Source organism: Izhakiella capsodis (genome assembly GCF_900115045.1).
In the GTDB taxonomy this organism is placed as follows: domain Bacteria; phylum Pseudomonadota; class Gammaproteobacteria; order Enterobacterales; family Enterobacteriaceae; genus Izhakiella; species Izhakiella capsodis.
Genome location: NZ_FOVC01000007.1, coordinates 158,508 through 177,000 on the forward strand (window position 1 = coordinate 158,508; position 18,493 = coordinate 177,000).

The following is an 18,493-nucleotide window of genomic DNA, read 5'->3' on the forward strand; positions in this document are numbered from 1 at the left end:
GAGTGATTATCATTCTGTTATGTGTATTGACTATCAGGAAAAGTAATCAGATATGCGGCGCGATGCTTTGCCTGAAACGCCACATTTATCCTCACTCAGCCAATTGCCAGATGCACTCATACGGGCGCAGGCAACCCGTACGTGCAGCCTCATTGTAGTTATGCAGCAGCACCTTGCCGCTTAACTCCGCCAGTGGCACCGCCTGCTCTTGTCCGCTCAGATTGGCCAGTACACGCAGAGTTTTCCCGGCGGCTGAGCGGGTATAGCACCAGATAAACGGATGGTCGGGCAGCAGATCCTGATAATCACCTTCAGTCAGTAGTGACACACTTTTACGTAGCTGAGCCAGCCGCTGATAAAGATAGAATACCGAATCATGATCGGTCAGCGCCCGTTCCACATTAATCCTGTCTGCGTTATGGGCCACAGGGATCCATGGCGCACCGGCACTGAATCCGGCCTGCGGGTCGGCACTCCACTGCATCGGTGTACGGCTATTGTCCCGCGATTTACCGGCCAGAATAGACAGCAGGTCTTCATCGTTTCGACCGGCCCTCTTCAGTTCGGCGTACATATTCAGACTTTCCACATCGCGATACTGTTCAATGCAGGTAAAGCCTGGATTGGTCATCCCTATCTCCTCACCCTGATAGATGTATGGGGTACCCTGCATCCCGTGCAATACCATCGCCAGCATTTTAGCTGAGGGGACACGTAGCGAATCCTCATCGCCAAAGCGCGAAACGATGCGCGGCTGATCGTGATTACACCAAAACAGTGCGTTCCAGGCGTAGCCGTGCATTCCCTGCTGCCATTCACGAAATATCTGCTTCAGCAGCACATAATCCGGTGCTGCATCGGTCCATTTATTTCCGTTAAGATAATCTACTTTAAGGTGATGGAAATTAAAGGTCATCGACAGTTCGCTGCCGTCATTGGCGGCGTAGCGTCGACAATCCTCCAGTCGAGTGGAGGACATCTCACCCACGGTCATCAGGCCCAGTGGCTTGAACACGTCGCGGCTAAATTCATGCAGGAACTCATGAATACGCGGTCCGTCAGTATAAAAACGACGCCCGTCACCGATCTCATCCGGTAGATAATCTTGCTGCTTGGAGACCAGATTCACCACGTCCAGCCGCAGGCCATCAACGCCTTTCTGCGCCCAGAAGCGGCAAACGCTCTTCAGCGCTTCACGCACCGGTGGATATTCCCAGTTAAGATCCGCCTGTTCGGTGGAAAACAGATGCAAATAATATTGTCCACTCGCTTCGTGCCACTGCCATGCACTGCCGCCAAATTTGGAACGCCAGTTGTTCGGCGGCCCGCCGTTTTCGGCCGGATCGCGCCAGATGTAAAACGGGCGGAACTCGCTGTCACCATCCTGCGACCTCAGGAACCATTCGTGCTTTGTCGAGGTGTGGTTAAAGACCATATCCATTACGATACGAATGCCGCGGCGATGGGTCTCCGCTATTAATTGCTCAAACTGCGGCATCGTGCCGTAAGTCGGGTCGATGGTGTAGTAATCGGCCACGTCGTAGCCGTTGTCCACTTGCGGAGAACTATACATAGGCGTCAGCCACAGTGCATCTACGCCCAAGGTTTGTAGGTAATCCAGACGTTTGATAATCCCGATGATATCGCCCGTGCCACTGCCGGTCGTATCCTGGAAACTTTTTGGGTAAATCTGGTAGATAGTGCCGTTTTTCCACCACTCTATTTCGTTACTCATTCCCTGTTCCTTATTAAATAGCACTATGCCGTGGCCAATGCTTCACGGCGCGCCTTACGCTGATATACCAATACAGTCAAAATAATAGGGATGACCGTCGCCGCCAGCATTGCCAGTGCGTAAACGCTCCAGAACTGCGGCTTTATAGAGAGGATGCCCGGCAAGCCACCGACCCCAATACCATTAGCCGTTACACCTGCCAGCCCACAAATCAGGCCCGCTACCGCGGAGCCAGTCATCGCACATAGCATCGGAAAGCGATATTTCAGGTTGATGCCGTACATTGCTGGCTCTGTCACACCGAGGAACGCGGAGATTGCCGCCGGCGCTGAGATTTCACGTTCGTTATGTTTTTTACTGACGATAATTATACCCACTACCGCGGCACCCTGGGCAATGTTGGACAAGGCGATCAGCGGCCAGAGCGGGGTGCCACCCGTGCTCTGCACCATTTGCATATCGATTGCCAGCGTGGTCTGGTGCACGCCGGTAATCACCAGTGGGGCGTAGAGGAAACCAAACAGCGTGGCACCGATAGGAGCAAAGCTACCGGTCATCACACTTTTTACTGCGAAGGCTACGCCGTCACCGATCATTCGACCAAACGGACCTATCAGCGTATGAGCGAGGAAAACAGCTATCAACAGTGAAGTAACCGGCACAATGACCAGATTCAGATACGAGGGCACGATGCGTTTCAGCAAATTTTCTATGATAGCCAGTGCCATACCGGCCAGGACTGACGGGATCACCTGCGCCTGATAACCCACTTTTTCAATGGTAAACCAGCCGAAATTCCACACATCCGGCAGCTGCTGACCGAGGTTATAGGCGTTCATCAGCTGTGGGGAAACTAAGGTGATGCCCAGCACAATGCCGAGGACTTCAGTTCCCCCCATTTTTTTCACCGTTGACCAGCAAACAGCCACAGGCAGGAACATAAATATTGCCTCGCCCAGCAGCCACAAGAAGTCGTAAACCGACTGCCATAACGGATGCATCTGCGCCAGCGTCTGCCCGTTGTTGAAGGGAATATCACCGATAACGTTTCGGAAGCCGAGGATGAGGCCACCGCTGATCAGCGCAGGCAGCAACGGGAAAAAAATCTCTGCGAAATGGGAAATACTGCGCTCAAACAGGTTCATATTCTGCCGTGCAGCGATTTTTGCCTGTTCTTTGCCAACTTCGTCCTGACCGACAATGGTAATCAGCATTTTATAGTAGTCGCCGACGTCGGGACCAATAACCACTTGAAATTGACCGGCATTGGTAAAACAGCCTTTTACCATCGGCAGCGCTTCCAGCCCCTGAGGTGACGCTTTCTTTGGATCTTTCAGGACAAAACGCAGGCGAGTTATACAGTGGGTCACGGTAGCAATGTTGCATTTGCCGCCAACAAGGTCGATCAGTTGTTCAACATCCTGTCGCTTAACTTTACTCATGAAAAGTAGCCTTATTTCTTAAAGTGTCCAATGGCAGATCAAGGGATGCCTGGAGTCGATGTAAGAATTTCGAGATCGGTAACAGATTGACATGGGAACGTTCCCACTTATATCGAAACGATCACAAATTTTCAGATTCGTGGAGAGAGACAGGGCTAAAAGACAACATCAAGGTACCCGTTTTCCTTGAATAAGGATCTGCTGCATATCGATCGAACCGTTGAGCAGTGCCAGTAACTGGTGGGCGGCGGCATCTCCTGCAGAACCGTATCCTAGCTCTACGGAGAAAGATTCGGGGAAAAGAAAACGCAGCAGTGGTAGGTTACCAATACTGCATACCAGCACGTTATTTATTTGCTGTTGCTGAAGGTATTTTTGTGCCCCTAGCGCAATGGTATCCGAGGCACAGATCACCGAGCGGATGTCGTGGGCCAGTATCTGCGGTAGCAGATCGTAACCGCTCTGCCAAGATAGCTCGCCAAGAGCAATATGGGGTACCAGCCCGTGCTGCTGGCAATACTCTTCGTAGGCCCGCGTACGCTTCAGGCCAGTGGTGGTGTCGCGAGGAAAGACGCCGATAAAACCGATATCGTTAATCTGCCTGTCCATCAGCGTCTGCATCAGCAGCCTCACAGCCCCAACATCGTCATAACACACCGAAGATAGACCGGGGATCTCGCGGGCCAGCACGACCAGCTTATTCCGCCACGGCAGCAACATTTTTGCTGGCAGGCCGGTAAAGCCAAACAGGATCACTCCGTCGATATTGCGCTGCTTCAGCACCTGTAAATGCTCTTTAACCCTGGCCACACTGAACTGGCTTTCCAGCACGATGGCGTCATATCCTTGCTGATAGAATACGGGGAGCATGGCGCGTACCGCCTGATTTTCCGACGGTGAATCCAGGCGTGAAACGACAATAGCGATCACCTTATCGCTGAAGCCTCGCATAGCCCGCGCCGACTTGGATGGACTAAAATTATGCTCTTCAATCACTTTTAGTACGCGCTCACGTGTATCTGGACGAACGTTTTGCTGGTTGTTCAGAACGCGGGAGACGGTAGACTTTCCTACTCCGCTGAGGCGAGCAATGTCCTTGATTGTCAGGCTATTTTTCATGGTGTTATCTGGTCAACAAGTTATTACAGGCAGTTTACTGCCATTTGTAGTTAAAAATACAGGGCGGGATAGTATGGGAAATTAGCGGCCATAAAAAAGGTCACCCTGGCAGACTATCACCTCAGCAATGTCACAGGCTGCGGTCACCTTCGGGCATCTCCCGCAGGACAGGTGCCTGCCGGGCAAAAAATGCACTTAAGACTGTTGCAACCAGCAGGGTCATCATGCTGTGAGTCCGAACTTTTCGAGCGATATAATCTTCTGATTAACTGACTATTTTTTTATTATCAGCGTCGTCAGATTTGCACCACTGGCTGGACTTGCGTTGATTATACTATCAGGGTGAATAGCTTGATTGACGCCTTCTCCCCTTACACATAAGTGGGAAAAGGGGGTCATTCAGGCTGACAGTCGTCGGCTCTTCTGAGTTGCTGCAAACCGCATCGCGCTTATGTTGGTTTTCAGCGTGATTTATTCCCGGTGACTGTCCACCGCGATTGGGTCATTAGCACTGTAGGCTGAATGGGCATAACCGCTATGACAGTAGACTTTCCCCTTGCTATCTCGTCTAGGTTTCACGATAGCCCAATACGGTGTCCTGCCCCCGGCGTTATAAGTATTTTCACCGTTAATTTTCATTCGTGCAGTTGGTTTATGTACGTAGTCTTTCTTGTTTATCTTAAATGTCACTGCTTCGGCTGGTCAGATCATTCATCCGATAGAATCTCGCATATTGGACTTTCACAGAAATCGTGAGTCTGTTCAGAACTCAACTCTGGGCAGGCGAGGGGCTGGACGAGGCTGACAGCATGTAATAGCAGGATCTACTCAACCTACCTGATATTTACAACAGTGCCGTTTCAGATGCGCTGGCGCTGGCCGCAAGACGATATGGCTATCTGGGATAACCGGGTCACTCCGCACTATGCGAATGCTGATTATTATCCGGCGCGCCGGGTGATGAACCGGGCGACAGTGTTGGGGGACAAACCCGTTTTCGCCGGCTAAGGATGCGACGGCCTGACTGCTCCCGCTGTGATCACAACGGTGACTGTGCTTGCTGCTTCAGCGCGAGCCTGACCTTGTGTCCGTGAGTTGGCTGAAATCAGCTCGGTCCTTTTCTCCGAAGTGAACTTCTGTATGGCTTGAGTAAAAAGCTTAACCATATCTACGCCAGATTAAATGTCTGCGTCTGGCCTACGCTCTTTAATCAAAGCATCACCATCATCGTGACGAACCTGCGTACCCGGACTTATCAGTAGCGAACGGATGGAGCCAGCCCAGGCTGAGTCGAGGGTAGAAAATGAACGCCCGGCGAACAGACCGGAAGCCGGGCTGAAACATGAGGACTGGACGCAGGCAACGCCATAAAACCCGGTATTGAAGCGCAAAGACGAGACAGCACCTCAATCGGCGATTATTGCGCATGAATCTGCTCAAGCTGCTCCTGAGCGTCCAGCCACGCCATCTCGCAGTGCTCAAGCTCGCTTTTCGCCTGCGCTTGCTGTTGCAATGCGGCAGACAGGTCGGCTTTGTGACCCTGCTCGTAGATTGCGCTGTCAGATAGTCGGCTCTCCACATCGCCAAGCTGTTTATGCAGCTGGGCCATCTGCTTTTCGAGCTTTTCGATCAGTTTACGCAGAGGCTGAGTCTGAGCTCGCCGTTCAGCATCGCGTCGTTTCTGATCTTTACGTGCCTGAGCGCTGTGTTGATTTTCATTCCTTACCTGTGCTGACGGCTGCATCTCCAGCTTTTGCAAGTCGCTCAGCCACTGCTGATAGTCCTCCAGATCGCCGCTAAATACGTCGACTTTACCGTCGTGGACCAGATAGAGATCGTCGGTTGTTGCCCGTAATAAGTGCCGGTCGTGCGATACAACCACTAGCGCGCCCTCAAAATCAATTAACGCTTCAGTCAGCGCCTGTCGCATATCGAGATCGAGGTGGTTAGTTGGTTCATCGAGTAACAGTAGGTTTGGCCGATCCCAGACGATCAGCGCCAGAACCAGGCGTGCTTTTTCGCCACCGGAAAAACGCGCGATATGTTCATTAATCTTATCGCCCTGGAATGCAAACCCGCCGAGGTAGTCGCGCAATTGCTGTTCGGATACTTTCGGCGCCTGGCGGGCCAGATGCTGAAGTGGCGATTCGTCAGGGCGTAAAAACTCAAGTTGATGTTGAGCGAAATAGCCAAGTTTGACGCCTTTTGCCAGGCCGATATCCCCTAGTTGCGGTGAAAGCTCGCCTGCCAGCAGCTTAATTAAGGTGGATTTTCCGGCGCCGTTACGGCCTAGCAGGCCGATACGTGAGCCTGGCACCAGGTTCAGCTTAATCGCGTCCAGAACCGTGCGCTCCCCATACCCTGCGCTGACTTTTTCCATTTTCAGCAGCGGGTTTGGTAGACTTTCCGGCGGGCGGAAACTAAAACTAAAGGGATTATCAACGTGGGCCGGGGCGATCAGCTCCATACGCTCCAGCATCTTAATACGACTCTGAGCCTGTTTCGCTTTTGACGCCTTTGCGCGAAAGCGATCGATGTAGCTTTGCAGATGCGCCACTTTTTGCTGCTGGCTTTCAAACATTGCCTGCTGCTGCGCTAGTTTGGTTGCACGCTGAATTTCAAACGAACTGTAATTCCCGGTGTACTCGAACAGATTCTGCTGTTCGATATGCAAGATTTTGTTCACGACCGGATCAAGAAAGTCACGGTCGTGCGAGATCAGAATCAGCGTGCCAGAATAGCTTTTCAGCCAGCGCTCAAGCCAGATAACTGCATCGAGATCAAGGTGGTTAGTTGGTTCATCAAGTAACAGTAGGTCAGAACGGCATAGCAGCGCCTGGGCCAGATTAAGGCGCATACGCCAGCCGCCGGAAAAAGCGCTTACCGGCTGGGTTATTTGATCCTGCAAAAAGCCCAGCCCGCTTAACAGGCTGGCCGCCCGCGCCTGTATGCTCCATGCATTAATCGCATCTAACTGGCCGTGAATTGAGGCAATTGCGTTGCCATCATTACGGGCGTTGGCATCGTTTAACGCGGCTTCCAACTGACGGTACTCGCGATCGCCATCAATAACGTATTCAATGGCGGCCTTTTGCAGCGCCGGGGTTTCCTGATTTACCCATGCCAGCGACCAGGTTGTGGGCCAGCGAGCTGTCCCTGCATCCGGACTGATTTCATTTTTCAGCAATGAAAGCAGGGTAGATTTTCCGCAGCCGTTTTTGCCAACCAGACCTACTTTTTGTCCAGGATTAATGGCGGCGGAAGCGTTATCAAGCAGGACGTGCACCCCGCGTCTAATTTGTAAGGAAGAGAAGACAATCATAAGCGCCGGATTAAGGGTATATGTTAAATTAGTATTTCAATAAAAATTTCGGAATCACCGATTCCATCGCGTAGTGCATGGTAACGGAAATCGCCGATCAACACGACGATTTGAAGGGGGAAATGATGTTGCAGCCGCCGAAAGTCTTGCTGCTCTATGCGCACCCGGAGTCACAGGACTCTATTGCCAATCGGGTACTACTGCAATCAGCCAGTCAACTTGATAACGTTACCGTGCATGAATTGTATGCAGAATATCCGGATTTTTTTATTGATATCCATCGCGAACAGCAGCTGCTGCGTACGCATCAGGTGATTGTTTTTCAACATCCACTTTACACTTATAGCTGCCCTGCGCTGTTAAAAGAGTGGCTGGACCGCGTGCTATCTCGCGGCTTTGCCAGCGGAGTAGAGGGTACTGCGCTGGAAGGTAAATTCTGGCGTAGTGTTGTTACGACTGGCGAACCTGAGTCGGCATATCATCACAACGGCCTGAACCGCCATCCGTTATCGGAAATTATGCGTCCTTTTGAACTCACCGCCCGGATGTGCCATATGCACTGGCTGACGCCAATGGTGGTTTATTGGGCACGGCGTCAGTCATCCGAGGCGATGAAAAATTTTTCCCGCGCTTACGGCGAGTGGCTGGCGTCACCATTGCCGCCAGGGGGGCATTAATGGAAGGACAGGCACTGTTAACGGCGGGTGTGGTTTATCTTTTTGCTGCAGTGCTGGTGGTGCCATTGGCGGCGCGCATTGGCATTGGTGCCGTGTTGGGCTACCTGCTGGCGGGTGTTGCTATTGGTCCATGGGGGCTGGGTTTTATTAGTGATGTGGATGAAATTTTGCATTTTTCTGAGCTGGGCGTCGTATTTCTGATGTTTATTATTGGTTTGGAGCTGAATCCGGCCAAATTGTGGCAGCTGCGACGCTCAATTTTTGGGGTCGGCGCCGCGCAGGTGATATTCAGCGCCGCGGCTTTAGCAGGTTTGCTATGGCTGACCCGATTCAGCTGGGAGGCTGCGGTGATTGGCGGGATCGGACTGGCGATGTCATCGACAGCGATGGCCCTGCAGTTGATGCGCGATAAAGGCATGAATCGTAGTGAATCAGGGCAGCTGGGCTTTTCGGTGCTATTGTTTCAGGATCTGGCCGTTATTCCAGCGCTGGCGCTGGTTCCGCTACTGGCGGGCCACGGCGATGGACATGCCGACTGGATGAAAGTCGGCATGAAAGTGCTGGCGTTTGCGGGCATGTTAATTGGCGGGCGCTATTTGCTGAGGCCAATTCTGCGTTTTATTGCCGCTTCAGGCGTACGCGAAATTTTTATTGCCACCTCATTGCTACTGGTGTTGGGCGCGGCACTCTTTATGGATGCATTAGGCCTGTCGATGGCTCTCGGTACCTTCATCGCCGGTGTTCTGTTGGCCGAAAGCGAATATCGCCACGAGCTGGAAATTGCCATTGATCCTTTTAAAGGACTGCTGCTGGGACTGTTCTTTATATCGGTTGGTATGGCACTGAATCTCGGAGTGCTCTGTACACATGTAGGGATTATTTTAGCGGGCGTAGCCAGTCTGGTGGCGATAAAGTCGCTGGTGCTTTATCTGCTTTCGCGTATTTATGGTTTACGAAGTTCGGAGCGGTTGCAATTTGCTGCGGTGTTGAGCCAGGGCGGAGAGTTCGCCTTCGTGCTTTTTTCTGCAGCTTCTTCAGCGAAGCTTTTTAACGGAGATCAGCTACCCTTGCTGCTGGTGACGGTGACGTTGTCGATGATTACCACACCGTTGTTGATGCAGCTGGTTGATAAGATCCTGGCGCGGCGTTTTAACGATGTTGACGAACAGGATGAAAAACCTTTCGTAGAGAACGATGAGCCGCAGGTGATTGTGGTAGGTTTTGGCCGCTTCGGCCAGGTTGTCGCCCGCCTGCTGATGGCCAATGAAAAGCGGATTACGGTTCTGGAACGCGATATCAGCGCCGTAAGCCTGATGCGTAAATACGGCTATAAGGTCTATTACGGCGATGCCACACAGTTAGAGTTGCTGCGTGCTGCCGGTGCTGAAAATGCAGAGTCGATCGTGATAGCCTGCAATGGACCGGAAACGGCGATACAAATTGTACATCTGTGCCAGACACATTTCCCGCAGCTAAAAATTCTGGCGCGGGCTCGCGGGCGGGTGGAAGCCCATGAGTTATTGCAGGCTGGAGTGGATCAATTTTCACGTGAAACCTTTTCCAGTGCGCTGGAGTTGGGCCGCAAAGCACTTATTTCTCTGGGGATGCACCCCCACCAGGCTTTTCGCGCCCAGCAGCATTTTCGTCGACTCGATATGCGAATGCTGCGTGAATTAATGCCAGACCACGCCGACAGCCAGCAAATTTCCAGGGTCAGGGAAGCGCGCCGGGAACTGGAAGATATATTCAAAATGGAAATGCGATACGAGCAGCGCCAGTTCAATGACTGGGATGATTATGAATAAATCGGATTGTGAAAGCTGATCGCGCTACCCGTCCGTTATTTAAGGTGTAACGATGGCTAAACGTTTTATTGCGGGTGCGGTCTGCCCGGCCTGTCAGCAACAAGATGTGCTGACGTTGTGGCGAGAACACAATATAGATGTCGTTGAATGCGTTAAGTGCGGCCACCAGATGCGCGAGGCCGATAAGCAAAATCAAAAGAGTGTGCGTGAAAAAGAGCAGGTCATCGGGATCTTTCATCCGGAGTAACGCAAGGCGTCACTTTTTTTGAGCTTAATCACACAGACACATTGAATTCCGGTACAATCGGCGCAATCCAATGTGTAAGTACAATGTGGTACTGCATACAAAGAACGCTCTCAACGGTTAGGAGTAATCATGAAAGTAGCAAAAGACCTGGTGGTTAGCCTGGCCTATCAGGTACGTACCGAAGACGGTGTATTAGTTGATGAATCTCCGGTGAGCGCGCCACTGGATTATCTTCATGGTCATGGCTCTCTTATCTCTGGTCTGGAAAACGCACTGGAAGGGCGTGAGGTTGGCGATAAATTCGACGTGGATGTTGGAGCCAATGATGCCTATGGCCAGTATGACGACAATCTGGTTCAGCGCGTACAGAAAGATGTTTTTATGGGCGTTGATGAGCTGCAGGTTGGCATGCGTTTCCTGGCAGAAACAGATCAGGGGCAGGTGCCGGTAGAGATTACTGGCGTTGAAGACGATCATGTCACCGTCGATGGTAATCACATGCTGGCAGGGCAGAATCTACATTTTAACGTGGAAGTGATGGCTATCCGTGAAGCAACCGAGGAAGAAATTGCGCACGGCCATGTTCACGGTGAGCATGATCATCATCATGACCACGACCATGATCATCAACATGGCGGCGGTTGCGGCGGCAATGGTAGCTGCGGCTGCCACTGAGTCTGTGCAACTTAACCGGCTTTGAAGCCGGTTGATATACTCTCAGCCGCAGATGCTTAAAAGGCCAGCAAAGGTTATTTCTTTGTTGGCCTTTGTCTGGCGCGTTTTCCACTCAAGCCGTTGGTCAGTAATGGGGCGGAGGGGTTTCTTCAGACTGATGTGCCACCATCGATGGCGCCGCGCTTTTAAGTTTTTCTACTACTAACCGCATTTGCTCGCGCATTCGCGCCATCTCCAGTTCATGCTGAGTTACCGTTTGATTGAGGGCCTCAATCGTATGCTCCTGAAATGCCAGACGGCTCTCCAGTTCTTCCAGACGCTTTTTGAACGGCAATTGTTGCATAGTATTTCCTCTTGTTACCTCCCGCAAAGCAGGCAGATCTTATTATGTTGATATTAACGGTAATCTAATACTATACGCACACCAAATGGCTGAACTTGCTCTTAGAGGTTGAAAAAATAAGCTAAAGACCGCATGTTTCTGATGAAACTTCCTCTCGCGGCTAAAGTCTTATCGAGCAGGCTGTTTGAATGTGAGAGTGTTTTGTTTTCTCACGCAAAGGTATAGTACCGCCACAGGCCGTTTGGCTTGCACATGACTTCCGGGGCGAGAGGCTTCGGGTTTGGAGAAATGGATGAAATCACTGTTTAAAGTAACGCTGTTAGCCACCACCATGGCCGTCGCACTAAATGCCCCTTTGGCAATGGCGGCGGAAGCCAAGGCTGCGCCAGCACCGACTCAGCCGCAGCAGGCACCGAAAAATGCTGCATTCAAAAATGAGGATCAGCAGTCTGCCTATGCGCTTGGCGCTTCTCTGGGTCGTTACATGGAGAATTCTCTGAAAGAGCAGGAGAAGCTGGGTATCAAGCTTGATAAATCACAGTTGATTGCTGGCGTTCAGGATGCATTTGCTGGCAAAAGCAAACTCTCCGATCAGGAAATTGAACAAACCCTGCAATCTTTTGAGGGGCGGGTAAAAACTGCTGCCCAGGCAAAAATGGAAAAAGATGCGAAAGAGAACGCTGTCAAAGGTGAAGCCTTCGCAAATAAATTCGCCAAAGAAAAAGGCGTGAAAAAAACGAAGTCGGGTCTGCTCTATAAAGTAGAGAAAGAAGGCACCGGTGAGACGCCCAAGGACAGCGATACCGTAGTTGTGAACTACAAGGGTACACTGGTTGACGGCACCGTGTTTGATGACTCTTATACCCGTGGTGAACCACTGTCCTTCCGCCTTGATAGTGTTATTCCCGGCTGGACTGAAGGTCTGAAGCATATCAAGAAAGGTGGTAAAATCGAGCTGGTTATTCCGCCGGACCTGGCTTATGGCAAGAACGGAGTTCCCGGCATTCCACCAAATTCAACGCTGATATTTAACGTTGAGCTCCTGGATGTTAAGCCTGCAACAGCCCAGACTGATAATAAAACCCCGCAGTCTGCTCAGACTGCACATGGCAAGAGCGCTGCGGTGACTAAAGCCAGTAAATAATCATCCTGTTACGTTGTCGCCACCTCCGGGTGGCGATTGTTTTTGCCTCTCCCTTTCCTGTCGTCGGCGTCTGAACGAAAATGACGAATCATTAACAAAGGCAGGGCGCACCTTTCTTGCATTTGTTAAACTTATCCATATGAAAAACAGGTAAAGTGAGTCTGTCGCACGGTGAGCAGACAGGCTATTGATAAAAGGGTGGTGTCGTTGATGTCGAATTCACTTACTATAGGTGATCCCGCCGATTCAGAATTGCTGGGACAGCATCCGTTTGAAGATAGCGATCACGAGATACTTAACTCCTATCAGGCCGTCGTTGATGGGCTAGCTATGCTGATTGGCTCCCACTGTGAAATCGTGCTTCATTCCCTTGAGGATTTGAACTGTTCGGCGGTTAGGATCGCTAACGGCGAGCATACAGGCCGTCAAATCGGCTCGCCAATTACGGATTTGGCGTTGCGCATGCTGCATGATATGACCGATGCCGATAGTAACGTTTCACGGGCCTATTTTACACGCGCCAAAAGCGGCGTGCTGATGAAATCGGTGACCATCGCTATTCGTAATCGCCAGCAACGAGTCATTGGTCTGCTGTGCATCAATATGAATCTTGACGTCCCCTTCTCACAAATTATGTCTACTTTTATTCCGCCAGAAGCACCGGAAGTCTCGCCCGCGGTAAACTTTGCCTCTTCCGTTGAAGATCTGGTTACTCAGACGCTGGAGTTTTCGATTGAAGAAGTTAGCGCCGACCGCAATGTCTCCAATAATGCCAAGAACCGGCAGATAGTCCTTAACCTTTATGAAAAAGGCATTTTCGATATCAAAGACGCAATTAACCAGGTTGCAGAACGCCTCACTATTTCTAAGCACACGGTTTATCTGTATATCCGCCAATTCAAAAGCGGCGACGTTCAGGGGCATGAACGCTAATGCGTTTCAGCCTGATGGTGACCGGCCCGGCCTATGGTACTCAGCAGAGTATCAGTGCACTCCAGTTCGCCCGTGCGCTTTGTACCAGTGAACATCAGCTGATCAGCGTCTTTTTTTACCGTGAAGGGGTCTACAATGCTAACCGTCTGACAGCGCCCGCCAGCGATGAGCAGCATATGGTCAGAGCATGGCAAGAGATCCATCAACAATACGGTGTGAGGTTGAATATTTGCGTCGCAGCTGCTCTGCGCCGTGGCGTGCTAAACAGCGAGGAAGGGCGCGAGGCAGGCATTGAGGGTGAGAATCTCGCCACGGGTTTTGTGTTATCCGGATTAGGGGCGCTGGCGGAAGCCGCGTTAAACTGCGATCGGGTGGTTCAGTTCTGATGAAATCTGTGGCGTTTGTTTTCACCCAATCTCCTCATGGAAGCAGCTCCGGTCGAGAGGGGCTGGATGCCTTACTGGCCGTCTCGGCATTGAGTGATAATATCGGAGTTTTCTTTATTGCCGACGGAGTGCTACAGCTTTTGCCTCAACAGCTGCCAGGTAAAATTTTATCTCGCGACTATATTGCCACCTTCGGTGTATTGCCGCTGTATGACGTGGAGTCATGCTTTATTTGCGAAGCTTCTGTGTGTGAGCGCGGTCTGGAGCAGGCGAACTGGGTGCTGCCGGTAACACGATTGCCGCTAAAGGAGCTGCGTAAAACGCTGGGCGGCTATCAGCAAATCTTCACCTTCTGAGGTACCTGATGCTACATACGCTGCGACATTCTCCCTTTCAGTGTGATTTTTCCGCTCTGTTACGTATGCTGATGCCGGGGGATGACCTGCTGATGTTACAGGACGGCGTCATCGCCGCTTTACCCTCAACTATGGCGTTTCAGGCACTACAGACCTCTGGCGTAACGCTATTTGCTCTGCGTGTCGATCTTGAAGCGCGCGGCCTTGTTGCTCAAATTTCAAACAAAGTCAGCGTGGTGGACTATAATAAATTCGTCGCGCTTACGGTTAAAAATCCACATCAAATGGCCTGGTAGTACGAGAAACTTGGTTATTTCTTGACACCTTTTCTGCTCAGCCCTAAAATTCTGCGTCCTCGTTATATTACGAGGTGGATTTATTACGTGTTTACGAAGCAAAGCAAAAACCAGGAGCTTTTTAATGTCAACAGTTAATCAGCTGGTTCGCAAACCGCGCGTGCGCAAAGTTGCTAAGAGCAACGTGCCGGCGTTGGAAGCTTGCCCGCAAAAACGTGGTGTATGTACTCGCGTATATACCACCACTCCTAAGAAACCTAACTCCGCGCTGCGTAAAGTTTGCCGTGTGCGTCTGACTAACGGTTTCGAAGTGACCTCCTACATTGGTGGTGAAGGTCACAATCTGCAGGAGCACTCTGTGATCCTGATCCGTGGCGGTCGTGTTAAAGACCTGCCAGGTGTGCGTTACCACACCGTTCGTGGCGCGCTGGACTGCTCAGGTGTTAAAGACCGTAAGCAATCTCGCTCCAAGTACGGCGTGAAGAAGCCAAAGGCTTAATGGTTCTCCGTTAAGTAAGGCCAAACGTTTTAACTTAAATGTCAAACTAAACTCGTAGAGTTTTGGACAATCCTGAATTAACAACGGAGTATTTCCATGCCACGTCGTCGCGTCATTGGTCAGCGTAAAATTCTGCCGGATCCTAAGTTTGGATCAGAGCTGCTGGCTAAATTTGTCAATATCCTGATGGTAGATGGTAAAAAATCTACTGCTGAATCAATCGTTTATACCGCGCTTGAGGCCCTGGCTCAGCGTTCAGGTAAAAACGAACTGGAAGCTTTTGAAGTAGCTCTCGAAAACGTGCGTCCGACTGTCGAAGTTAAGTCTCGCCGCGTTGGTGGCTCTACTTATCAGGTTCCTGTTGAAGTTCGTCCGGTTCGCCGTAATGCTCTGGCAATGCGTTGGATCGTTGAAGCTGCTCGTAAACGCGGTGATAAATCTATGGCTCTGCGCCTGGCGAACGAACTTTCTGATGCTGCTGAAAATAAAGGCACGGCAGTGAAGAAACGTGAAGACGTTCACCGTATGGCCGAAGCCAACAAGGCGTTCGCACACTACCGCTGGTAACAGCCAGGTAGTTGTTATTAACCCGGCGGGCGTGAAAGCTATCATCCCGCTGGGATTGACTAACTTAGAACGTCCGAGAATCAGAGGAATCAAATGGCTCGTACAACACCCATTACGCGTTACCGTAACATCGGTATCAGCGCACATATCGACGCCGGTAAAACCACGACTACCGAACGCATCCTGTTCTACACCGGTGTTAACCACAAAATCGGTGAAGTTCACGATGGCGCTGCCACCATGGACTGGATGGCTCAGGAGCAGGAGCGTGGTATCACCATCACCTCTGCAGCGACCACTGCGTTCTGGGCTGGTATGGCTAAGCAGTTTGAGCCACATCGCGTAAACATTATCGACACCCCAGGACACGTTGACTTTACTATCGAAGTAGAGCGTTCAATGCGTGTTCTTGATGGTGCTGTAATGGTTTACTGTGCGGTTGGTGGCGTTCAGCCGCAGTCTGAAACCGTATGGCGTCAGGCAAACAAATATAAAGTTCCGCGTATTGCCTTCGTTAACAAAATGGACCGCATGGGTGCTAACTTCCTGAAAGTTGTTGGCCAGATCAAAACCCGCTTGGGTGCAAATCCGGTTCCATTACAGCTGGCAATTGGTGCTGAAGATAATTTCACCGGTGTAATTGATCTGGTGAAAATGAAAGCTATCAACTGGAACGATGCCGATCAGGGCGTGACCTTCGTTTACGAAGATATTCCCGCTGATATGCAGGATCTGGCTGATGAATGGCATCAGAACCTGATCGAAGCAGCAGCAGAAGCTTCAGAAGAGCTGATGGAGAAATACCTCGGCGGTGACGATCTGACTGAAGATGAGATCAAAAGCGGACTGCGTCAGCGTGTACTGAACAACGAAATCATCCTGGTTACCTGCGGTTCTGCGTTTAAGAACAAAGGCGTTCAGGCTATGCTTGATGCGGTTATTGAATACCTGCCTGCGCCGACAGATGTTCCGGCGATCAAAGGTATTCTGGACGATGGCAAAGATACTCCGGCAGAACGTCATTCTGATGATAAAGAGCCGTTTTCTGCGCTGGCATTCAAAATCGCTACCGACCCGTTCGTGGGTAACCTGACCTTCTTCCGCGTGTACTCTGGCGTGGTTAATTCAGGTGATACCGTGCTGAACTCAGTTAAAGCTCAGCGTGAACGTTTTGGTCGTATCGTTCAGATGCATGCTAACAAGCGTGAAGAGATTAAAGAAGTTCGCGCAGGCGACATCGCGGCGGCAATCGGTCTGAAAGATGTCACTACAGGTGATACTCTCTGTGATAGCAACTCACCGATTATCCTTGAGCGTATGGAGTTCCCTGAACCGGTAATTTCTATCGCCGTTGAGCCTAAAACCAAAGCTGATCAGGAAAAAATGGGTCTGGCTCTGGGTCGTCTGGCGAAAGAAGACCCGTCATTCCGCGTATGGACTGACGAAGAGTCGAATCAGACTATCATCGCTGGTATGGGTGAACTGCACCTGGAAATCATCGTTGACCGCATGAAGCGCGAGTTCAACGTTGAAGCGAATGTAGGTAAACCGCAGGTTGCTTACCGTGAAACTATCCGCGATACCGTTAAGGATATCGAAGGTAAACACGCGAAACAGTCTGGTGGTCGTGGTCAGTATGGTCACGTTGTAATTGACCTGTTCCCGCTGGAGCCAGGCGGTCCGGGCTATACCTTTACCAACGACATTAAAGGTGGTGTTATTCCTGGCGAATACATCCCAGCCGTCGACAAGGGTATTCAGGAACAGCTGAAATCTGGTCCTCTGGCCGGCTATCCGGTAGTGGATCTGGGGGTTCGTTTGCACTTTGGTTCATACCATGATGTAGACTCCTCTGAACTGGCGTTTAAACTGGCAGCTTCTCTGGCCTTTAAAGATGGCTTTAAGAAAGCGAAACCCGTTCTGCTTGAGCCTGTAATGAAGGTTGAAGTAGAAACGCCAGAAGACTACATGGGTGACGTAATCGGTGACCTTAACCGTCGTCGTGGCATCATCGAAGGTATGGATGATACTGCGACCGGCAAGACCGTTCGTGCTCAGGTACCTCTGTCTGAAATGTTTGGTTATGCAACTGACCTGCGTTCTCAGACCCAGGGTCGTGCTTCGTACTCCATGGAGTTCCTGAAGTACTCTGAAGCGCCGAACAACGTCGCTCAGGCCGTTATCGAAGCTCGTGGCAAATAAGGCTACGATTTAGCAAAGTGAATAGATGACCTCATCGATGATGAGGTCATAACCAGTTAAGGAATATCGCCATGGCGAAAGAGCAATTTCAACGTAACAAACTGCACGTAAACGTGGGTACCATCGGTCACGTTGACCACGGTAAAACCACTCTGACTGCTGCAATCACCACTGTTCTGTCTAAAAAGTTTGGCGGACAGGCTCGTGCGTTCGATCAGATCGATAACGCGCCGGAAGAAAAAGCACGTGGTATTACCATTAACACGTCTCACGTTGAGTACGAAACCCCGACCCGTCACTATGCGCACGTTGACTGCCCGGGACACGCTGACTATGTGAAAAACATGATCACCGGTGCTGCTCAGATGGACGGCGCGATCCTGGTTGTTGCGGCGACTGACGGCCCGATGCCGCAGACGCGTGAGCACATCCTGCTGGGTCGCCAGGTTGGCGTTCCTTACATCATCGTGTTCCTGAACAAGTGTGACATGGTTGATGATGAAGAGCTGCTGGAACTGGTTGAAATGGAAGTGCGTGAGCTGCTGTCAGCTTATGATTTCCCCGGAGACGACACGCCAATCGTACGCGGTTCTGCGCTGAAAGCGCTGGAAGGCGACGCAGCGTGGGAAGAGAAAATCATTGAGCTGGCGGGCTACCTGGATACCTACATCCCGGATCCGCAGCGTGCAATCGACCTGCCGTTCCTGCTGCCGATCGAAGACGTATTCTCTATCTCCGGCCGCGG

19 protein-coding genes and 1 pseudogene are annotated in these 18,493 nt (G+C 51.1%); 14 read left to right on the forward strand and 6 right to left on the reverse strand.

What is annotated here, in order from left to right; genetic code table 11:
* Positions 1-91 precede the first annotated feature (91 nt).
* The 3 genes from treC to treR all read right to left on the reverse strand — a co-directional run bounded on the left by treC (position 92) and on the right by treR (position 4,296).
* Positions 92-1,735 carry an alpha,alpha-phosphotrehalase gene (gene treC, locus BM191_RS11490; RefSeq protein WP_092878281.1) on the reverse strand — a complete coding sequence of 548 codons (1,644 nt, stop codon included), beginning with the start codon at positions 1,733-1,735 and terminating at the stop codon, positions 92-94.
* A 23-nt stretch (positions 1,736-1,758) separates the two neighbouring features.
* Positions 1,759-3,177 (reverse strand): PTS trehalose transporter subunit IIBC, encoded by a 1,419-nt coding sequence (gene treB, locus BM191_RS11495; protein WP_092878283.1) that lies wholly within the window; start codon positions 3,175-3,177, stop codon positions 1,759-1,761.
* Positions 3,178-3,345: 168 nt separating this feature from the next.
* Complete coding sequence (treR, locus tag BM191_RS11500) at positions 3,346-4,296, reverse strand: trehalose operon repressor TreR (RefSeq protein ID WP_092878285.1); 951 nt, start codon at positions 4,294-4,296, stop codon at positions 3,346-3,348.
* Positions 4,297-5,148: 852 nt separating this feature from the next.
* On the opposite strand from treR, the pseudogene BM191_RS16570 reads away from it, so the two are divergent.
* A pseudogene (locus BM191_RS16570) lies at positions 5,149-5,304 on the forward strand (TauD/TfdA family dioxygenase); the annotation flags it as partial.
* 170 nt (positions 5,305-5,474) lie between these two features.
* Here BM191_RS16570 and BM191_RS11505 read toward each other — a convergent pair.
* The gene (locus BM191_RS11505; protein WP_092878287.1) at positions 5,475-5,687 is read right to left on the reverse strand and encodes a hypothetical protein; all 213 of its coding nucleotides are present in this window, start codon (positions 5,685-5,687) and stop codon (positions 5,475-5,477) included.
* Positions 5,688-5,713: 26 nt separating this feature from the next.
* Positions 5,714-7,618 carry an ABC transporter ATP-binding protein gene (locus tag BM191_RS11510; RefSeq protein WP_092878289.1) on the reverse strand — a complete coding sequence of 635 codons (1,905 nt, stop codon included), beginning with the start codon at positions 7,616-7,618 and terminating at the stop codon, positions 5,714-5,716.
* Positions 7,619-7,743: 125 nt separating this feature from the next.
* On the opposite strand from BM191_RS11510, the gene kefG reads away from it, so the two are divergent.
* The 4 genes from kefG (at position 7,744) to slyD (ending at position 11,022) form a co-directional block, all read left to right on the forward strand.
* Positions 7,744-8,295 (forward strand): glutathione-regulated potassium-efflux system ancillary protein KefG, encoded by a 552-nt coding sequence (gene kefG, locus BM191_RS11515; protein ID WP_092878291.1) that lies wholly within the window; start codon positions 7,744-7,746, stop codon positions 8,293-8,295.
* The gene (gene kefB, locus BM191_RS11520) at positions 8,295-10,100 is read left to right on the forward strand and encodes a glutathione-regulated potassium-efflux system protein KefB (protein WP_092878293.1); all 1,806 of its coding nucleotides are present in this window, start codon (positions 8,295-8,297) and stop codon (positions 10,098-10,100) included. The genes kefG and kefB overlap by 1 nt, the downstream gene beginning before the upstream one ends.
* Positions 10,101-10,152: 52 nt before the next feature.
* Positions 10,153-10,347 carry a YheV family putative zinc ribbon protein gene (locus BM191_RS11525; RefSeq protein ID WP_092878295.1) on the forward strand — a complete coding sequence of 65 codons (195 nt, stop codon included), beginning with the start codon at positions 10,153-10,155 and terminating at the stop codon, positions 10,345-10,347.
* 129 nt (positions 10,348-10,476) lie between these two features.
* Positions 10,477-11,022 (forward strand): peptidylprolyl isomerase, encoded by a 546-nt coding sequence (gene slyD / locus BM191_RS11530; protein ID WP_092878297.1) that lies wholly within the window; start codon positions 10,477-10,479, stop codon positions 11,020-11,022.
* A 124-nt stretch (positions 11,023-11,146) separates the two neighbouring features.
* Here slyD and BM191_RS11535 read toward each other — a convergent pair whose 3' ends face one another.
* Positions 11,147-11,365, reverse strand: coding sequence for a SlyX family protein (locus tag BM191_RS11535; RefSeq protein ID WP_092878299.1), 219 nt, complete (start codon positions 11,363-11,365; stop codon positions 11,147-11,149).
* Positions 11,366-11,657: 292 nt separating this feature from the next.
* Between BM191_RS11535 and fkpA the strand changes: the two genes are divergently transcribed.
* The 9 genes from fkpA to BM191_RS11580 all read left to right on the forward strand — a co-directional run.
* Positions 11,658-12,509 carry an FKBP-type peptidyl-prolyl cis-trans isomerase gene (gene fkpA / locus BM191_RS11540; protein WP_092878301.1) on the forward strand — a complete coding sequence of 284 codons (852 nt, stop codon included), beginning with the start codon at positions 11,658-11,660 and terminating at the stop codon, positions 12,507-12,509.
* 210 nt (positions 12,510-12,719) lie between these two features.
* Positions 12,720-13,442, forward strand: a complete 723-nt coding sequence (locus tag BM191_RS11545; protein ID WP_092878303.1) for a helix-turn-helix transcriptional regulator — start codon at positions 12,720-12,722, stop codon at positions 13,440-13,442.
* Complete coding sequence (gene tusD, locus BM191_RS11550) at positions 13,442-13,828, forward strand: sulfurtransferase complex subunit TusD (RefSeq protein ID WP_092878305.1); 387 nt, start codon at positions 13,442-13,444, stop codon at positions 13,826-13,828. The genes BM191_RS11545 and tusD overlap by 1 nt, the downstream gene beginning before the upstream one ends.
* Positions 13,828-14,184: a sulfurtransferase complex subunit TusC gene (gene tusC, locus BM191_RS11555; protein WP_092878307.1), complete on the forward strand. Its 357-nt coding sequence runs from the start codon at positions 13,828-13,830 to the stop codon at positions 14,182-14,184. The genes tusD and tusC overlap by 1 nt, the downstream gene beginning before the upstream one ends.
* An 8-nt stretch (positions 14,185-14,192) precedes the next feature.
* Positions 14,193-14,480: a sulfurtransferase complex subunit TusB gene (gene tusB, locus BM191_RS11560; protein WP_092878309.1), complete on the forward strand. Its 288-nt coding sequence runs from the start codon at positions 14,193-14,195 to the stop codon at positions 14,478-14,480.
* Between the two features lie 124 nt (positions 14,481-14,604).
* Positions 14,605-14,979: a 30S ribosomal protein S12 gene (rpsL, locus tag BM191_RS11565; RefSeq protein WP_092878311.1), complete on the forward strand. Its 375-nt coding sequence runs from the start codon at positions 14,605-14,607 to the stop codon at positions 14,977-14,979.
* A 96-nt stretch (positions 14,980-15,075) separates the two neighbouring features.
* Positions 15,076-15,546 (forward strand): 30S ribosomal protein S7, encoded by a 471-nt coding sequence (rpsG, locus tag BM191_RS11570; protein ID WP_092878313.1) that lies wholly within the window; start codon positions 15,076-15,078, stop codon positions 15,544-15,546.
* Positions 15,547-15,639: 93 nt separating this feature from the next.
* Complete coding sequence (gene fusA / locus BM191_RS11575; protein ID WP_092878315.1) at positions 15,640-17,748, forward strand: elongation factor G; 2,109 nt, start codon at positions 15,640-15,642, stop codon at positions 17,746-17,748.
* A 71-nt stretch (positions 17,749-17,819) separates the two neighbouring features.
* The coding region (locus BM191_RS11580) for a GTP-binding protein (RefSeq protein WP_092878317.1) at positions 17,820-18,493 on the forward strand (674 nt) is incomplete at its 3' end.

Coding starts and splice junctions, on each gene's coding strand:
- treC (WP_092878281.1), bottom strand. CDS start 1,735: ATGAGTAACGAAATAGAGTGGTGGAAAAACGGCACTATCTACCAGATT.
- treB (WP_092878283.1), bottom strand. CDS start 3,177: ATGAGTAAAGTTAAGCGACAGGATGTTGAACAACTGATCGACCTTGTT.
- treR (WP_092878285.1), bottom strand. CDS start 4,296: ATGAAAAATAGCCTGACAATCAAGGACATTGCTCGCCTCAGCGGAGTA.
- BM191_RS11510 (WP_092878289.1), bottom strand. CDS start 7,618: ATGATTGTCTTCTCTTCCTTACAAATTAGACGCGGGGTGCACGTCCTG.
- kefG (WP_092878291.1), top strand. CDS start 7,744: ATGTTGCAGCCGCCGAAAGTCTTGCTGCTCTATGCGCACCCGGAGTCA.
- kefB (WP_092878293.1), top strand. CDS start 8,295: ATGGAAGGACAGGCACTGTTAACGGCGGGTGTGGTTTATCTTTTTGCT.
- BM191_RS11525 (WP_092878295.1), top strand. CDS start 10,153: ATGGCTAAACGTTTTATTGCGGGTGCGGTCTGCCCGGCCTGTCAGCAA.
- slyD (WP_092878297.1), top strand. CDS start 10,477: ATGAAAGTAGCAAAAGACCTGGTGGTTAGCCTGGCCTATCAGGTACGT.
- BM191_RS11535 (WP_092878299.1), bottom strand. CDS start 11,365: ATGCAACAATTGCCGTTCAAAAAGCGTCTGGAAGAACTGGAGAGCCGT.
- fkpA (WP_092878301.1), top strand. CDS start 11,658: ATGAAATCACTGTTTAAAGTAACGCTGTTAGCCACCACCATGGCCGTC.
- BM191_RS11545 (WP_092878303.1), top strand. CDS start 12,720: ATGTCGAATTCACTTACTATAGGTGATCCCGCCGATTCAGAATTGCTG.
- tusD (WP_092878305.1), top strand. CDS start 13,442: ATGCGTTTCAGCCTGATGGTGACCGGCCCGGCCTATGGTACTCAGCAG.
- tusC (WP_092878307.1), top strand. CDS start 13,828: ATGAAATCTGTGGCGTTTGTTTTCACCCAATCTCCTCATGGAAGCAGC.
- tusB (WP_092878309.1), top strand. CDS start 14,193: ATGCTACATACGCTGCGACATTCTCCCTTTCAGTGTGATTTTTCCGCT.
- rpsL (WP_092878311.1), top strand. CDS start 14,605: ATGTCAACAGTTAATCAGCTGGTTCGCAAACCGCGCGTGCGCAAAGTT.
- rpsG (WP_092878313.1), top strand. CDS start 15,076: ATGCCACGTCGTCGCGTCATTGGTCAGCGTAAAATTCTGCCGGATCCT.
- fusA (WP_092878315.1), top strand. CDS start 15,640: ATGGCTCGTACAACACCCATTACGCGTTACCGTAACATCGGTATCAGC.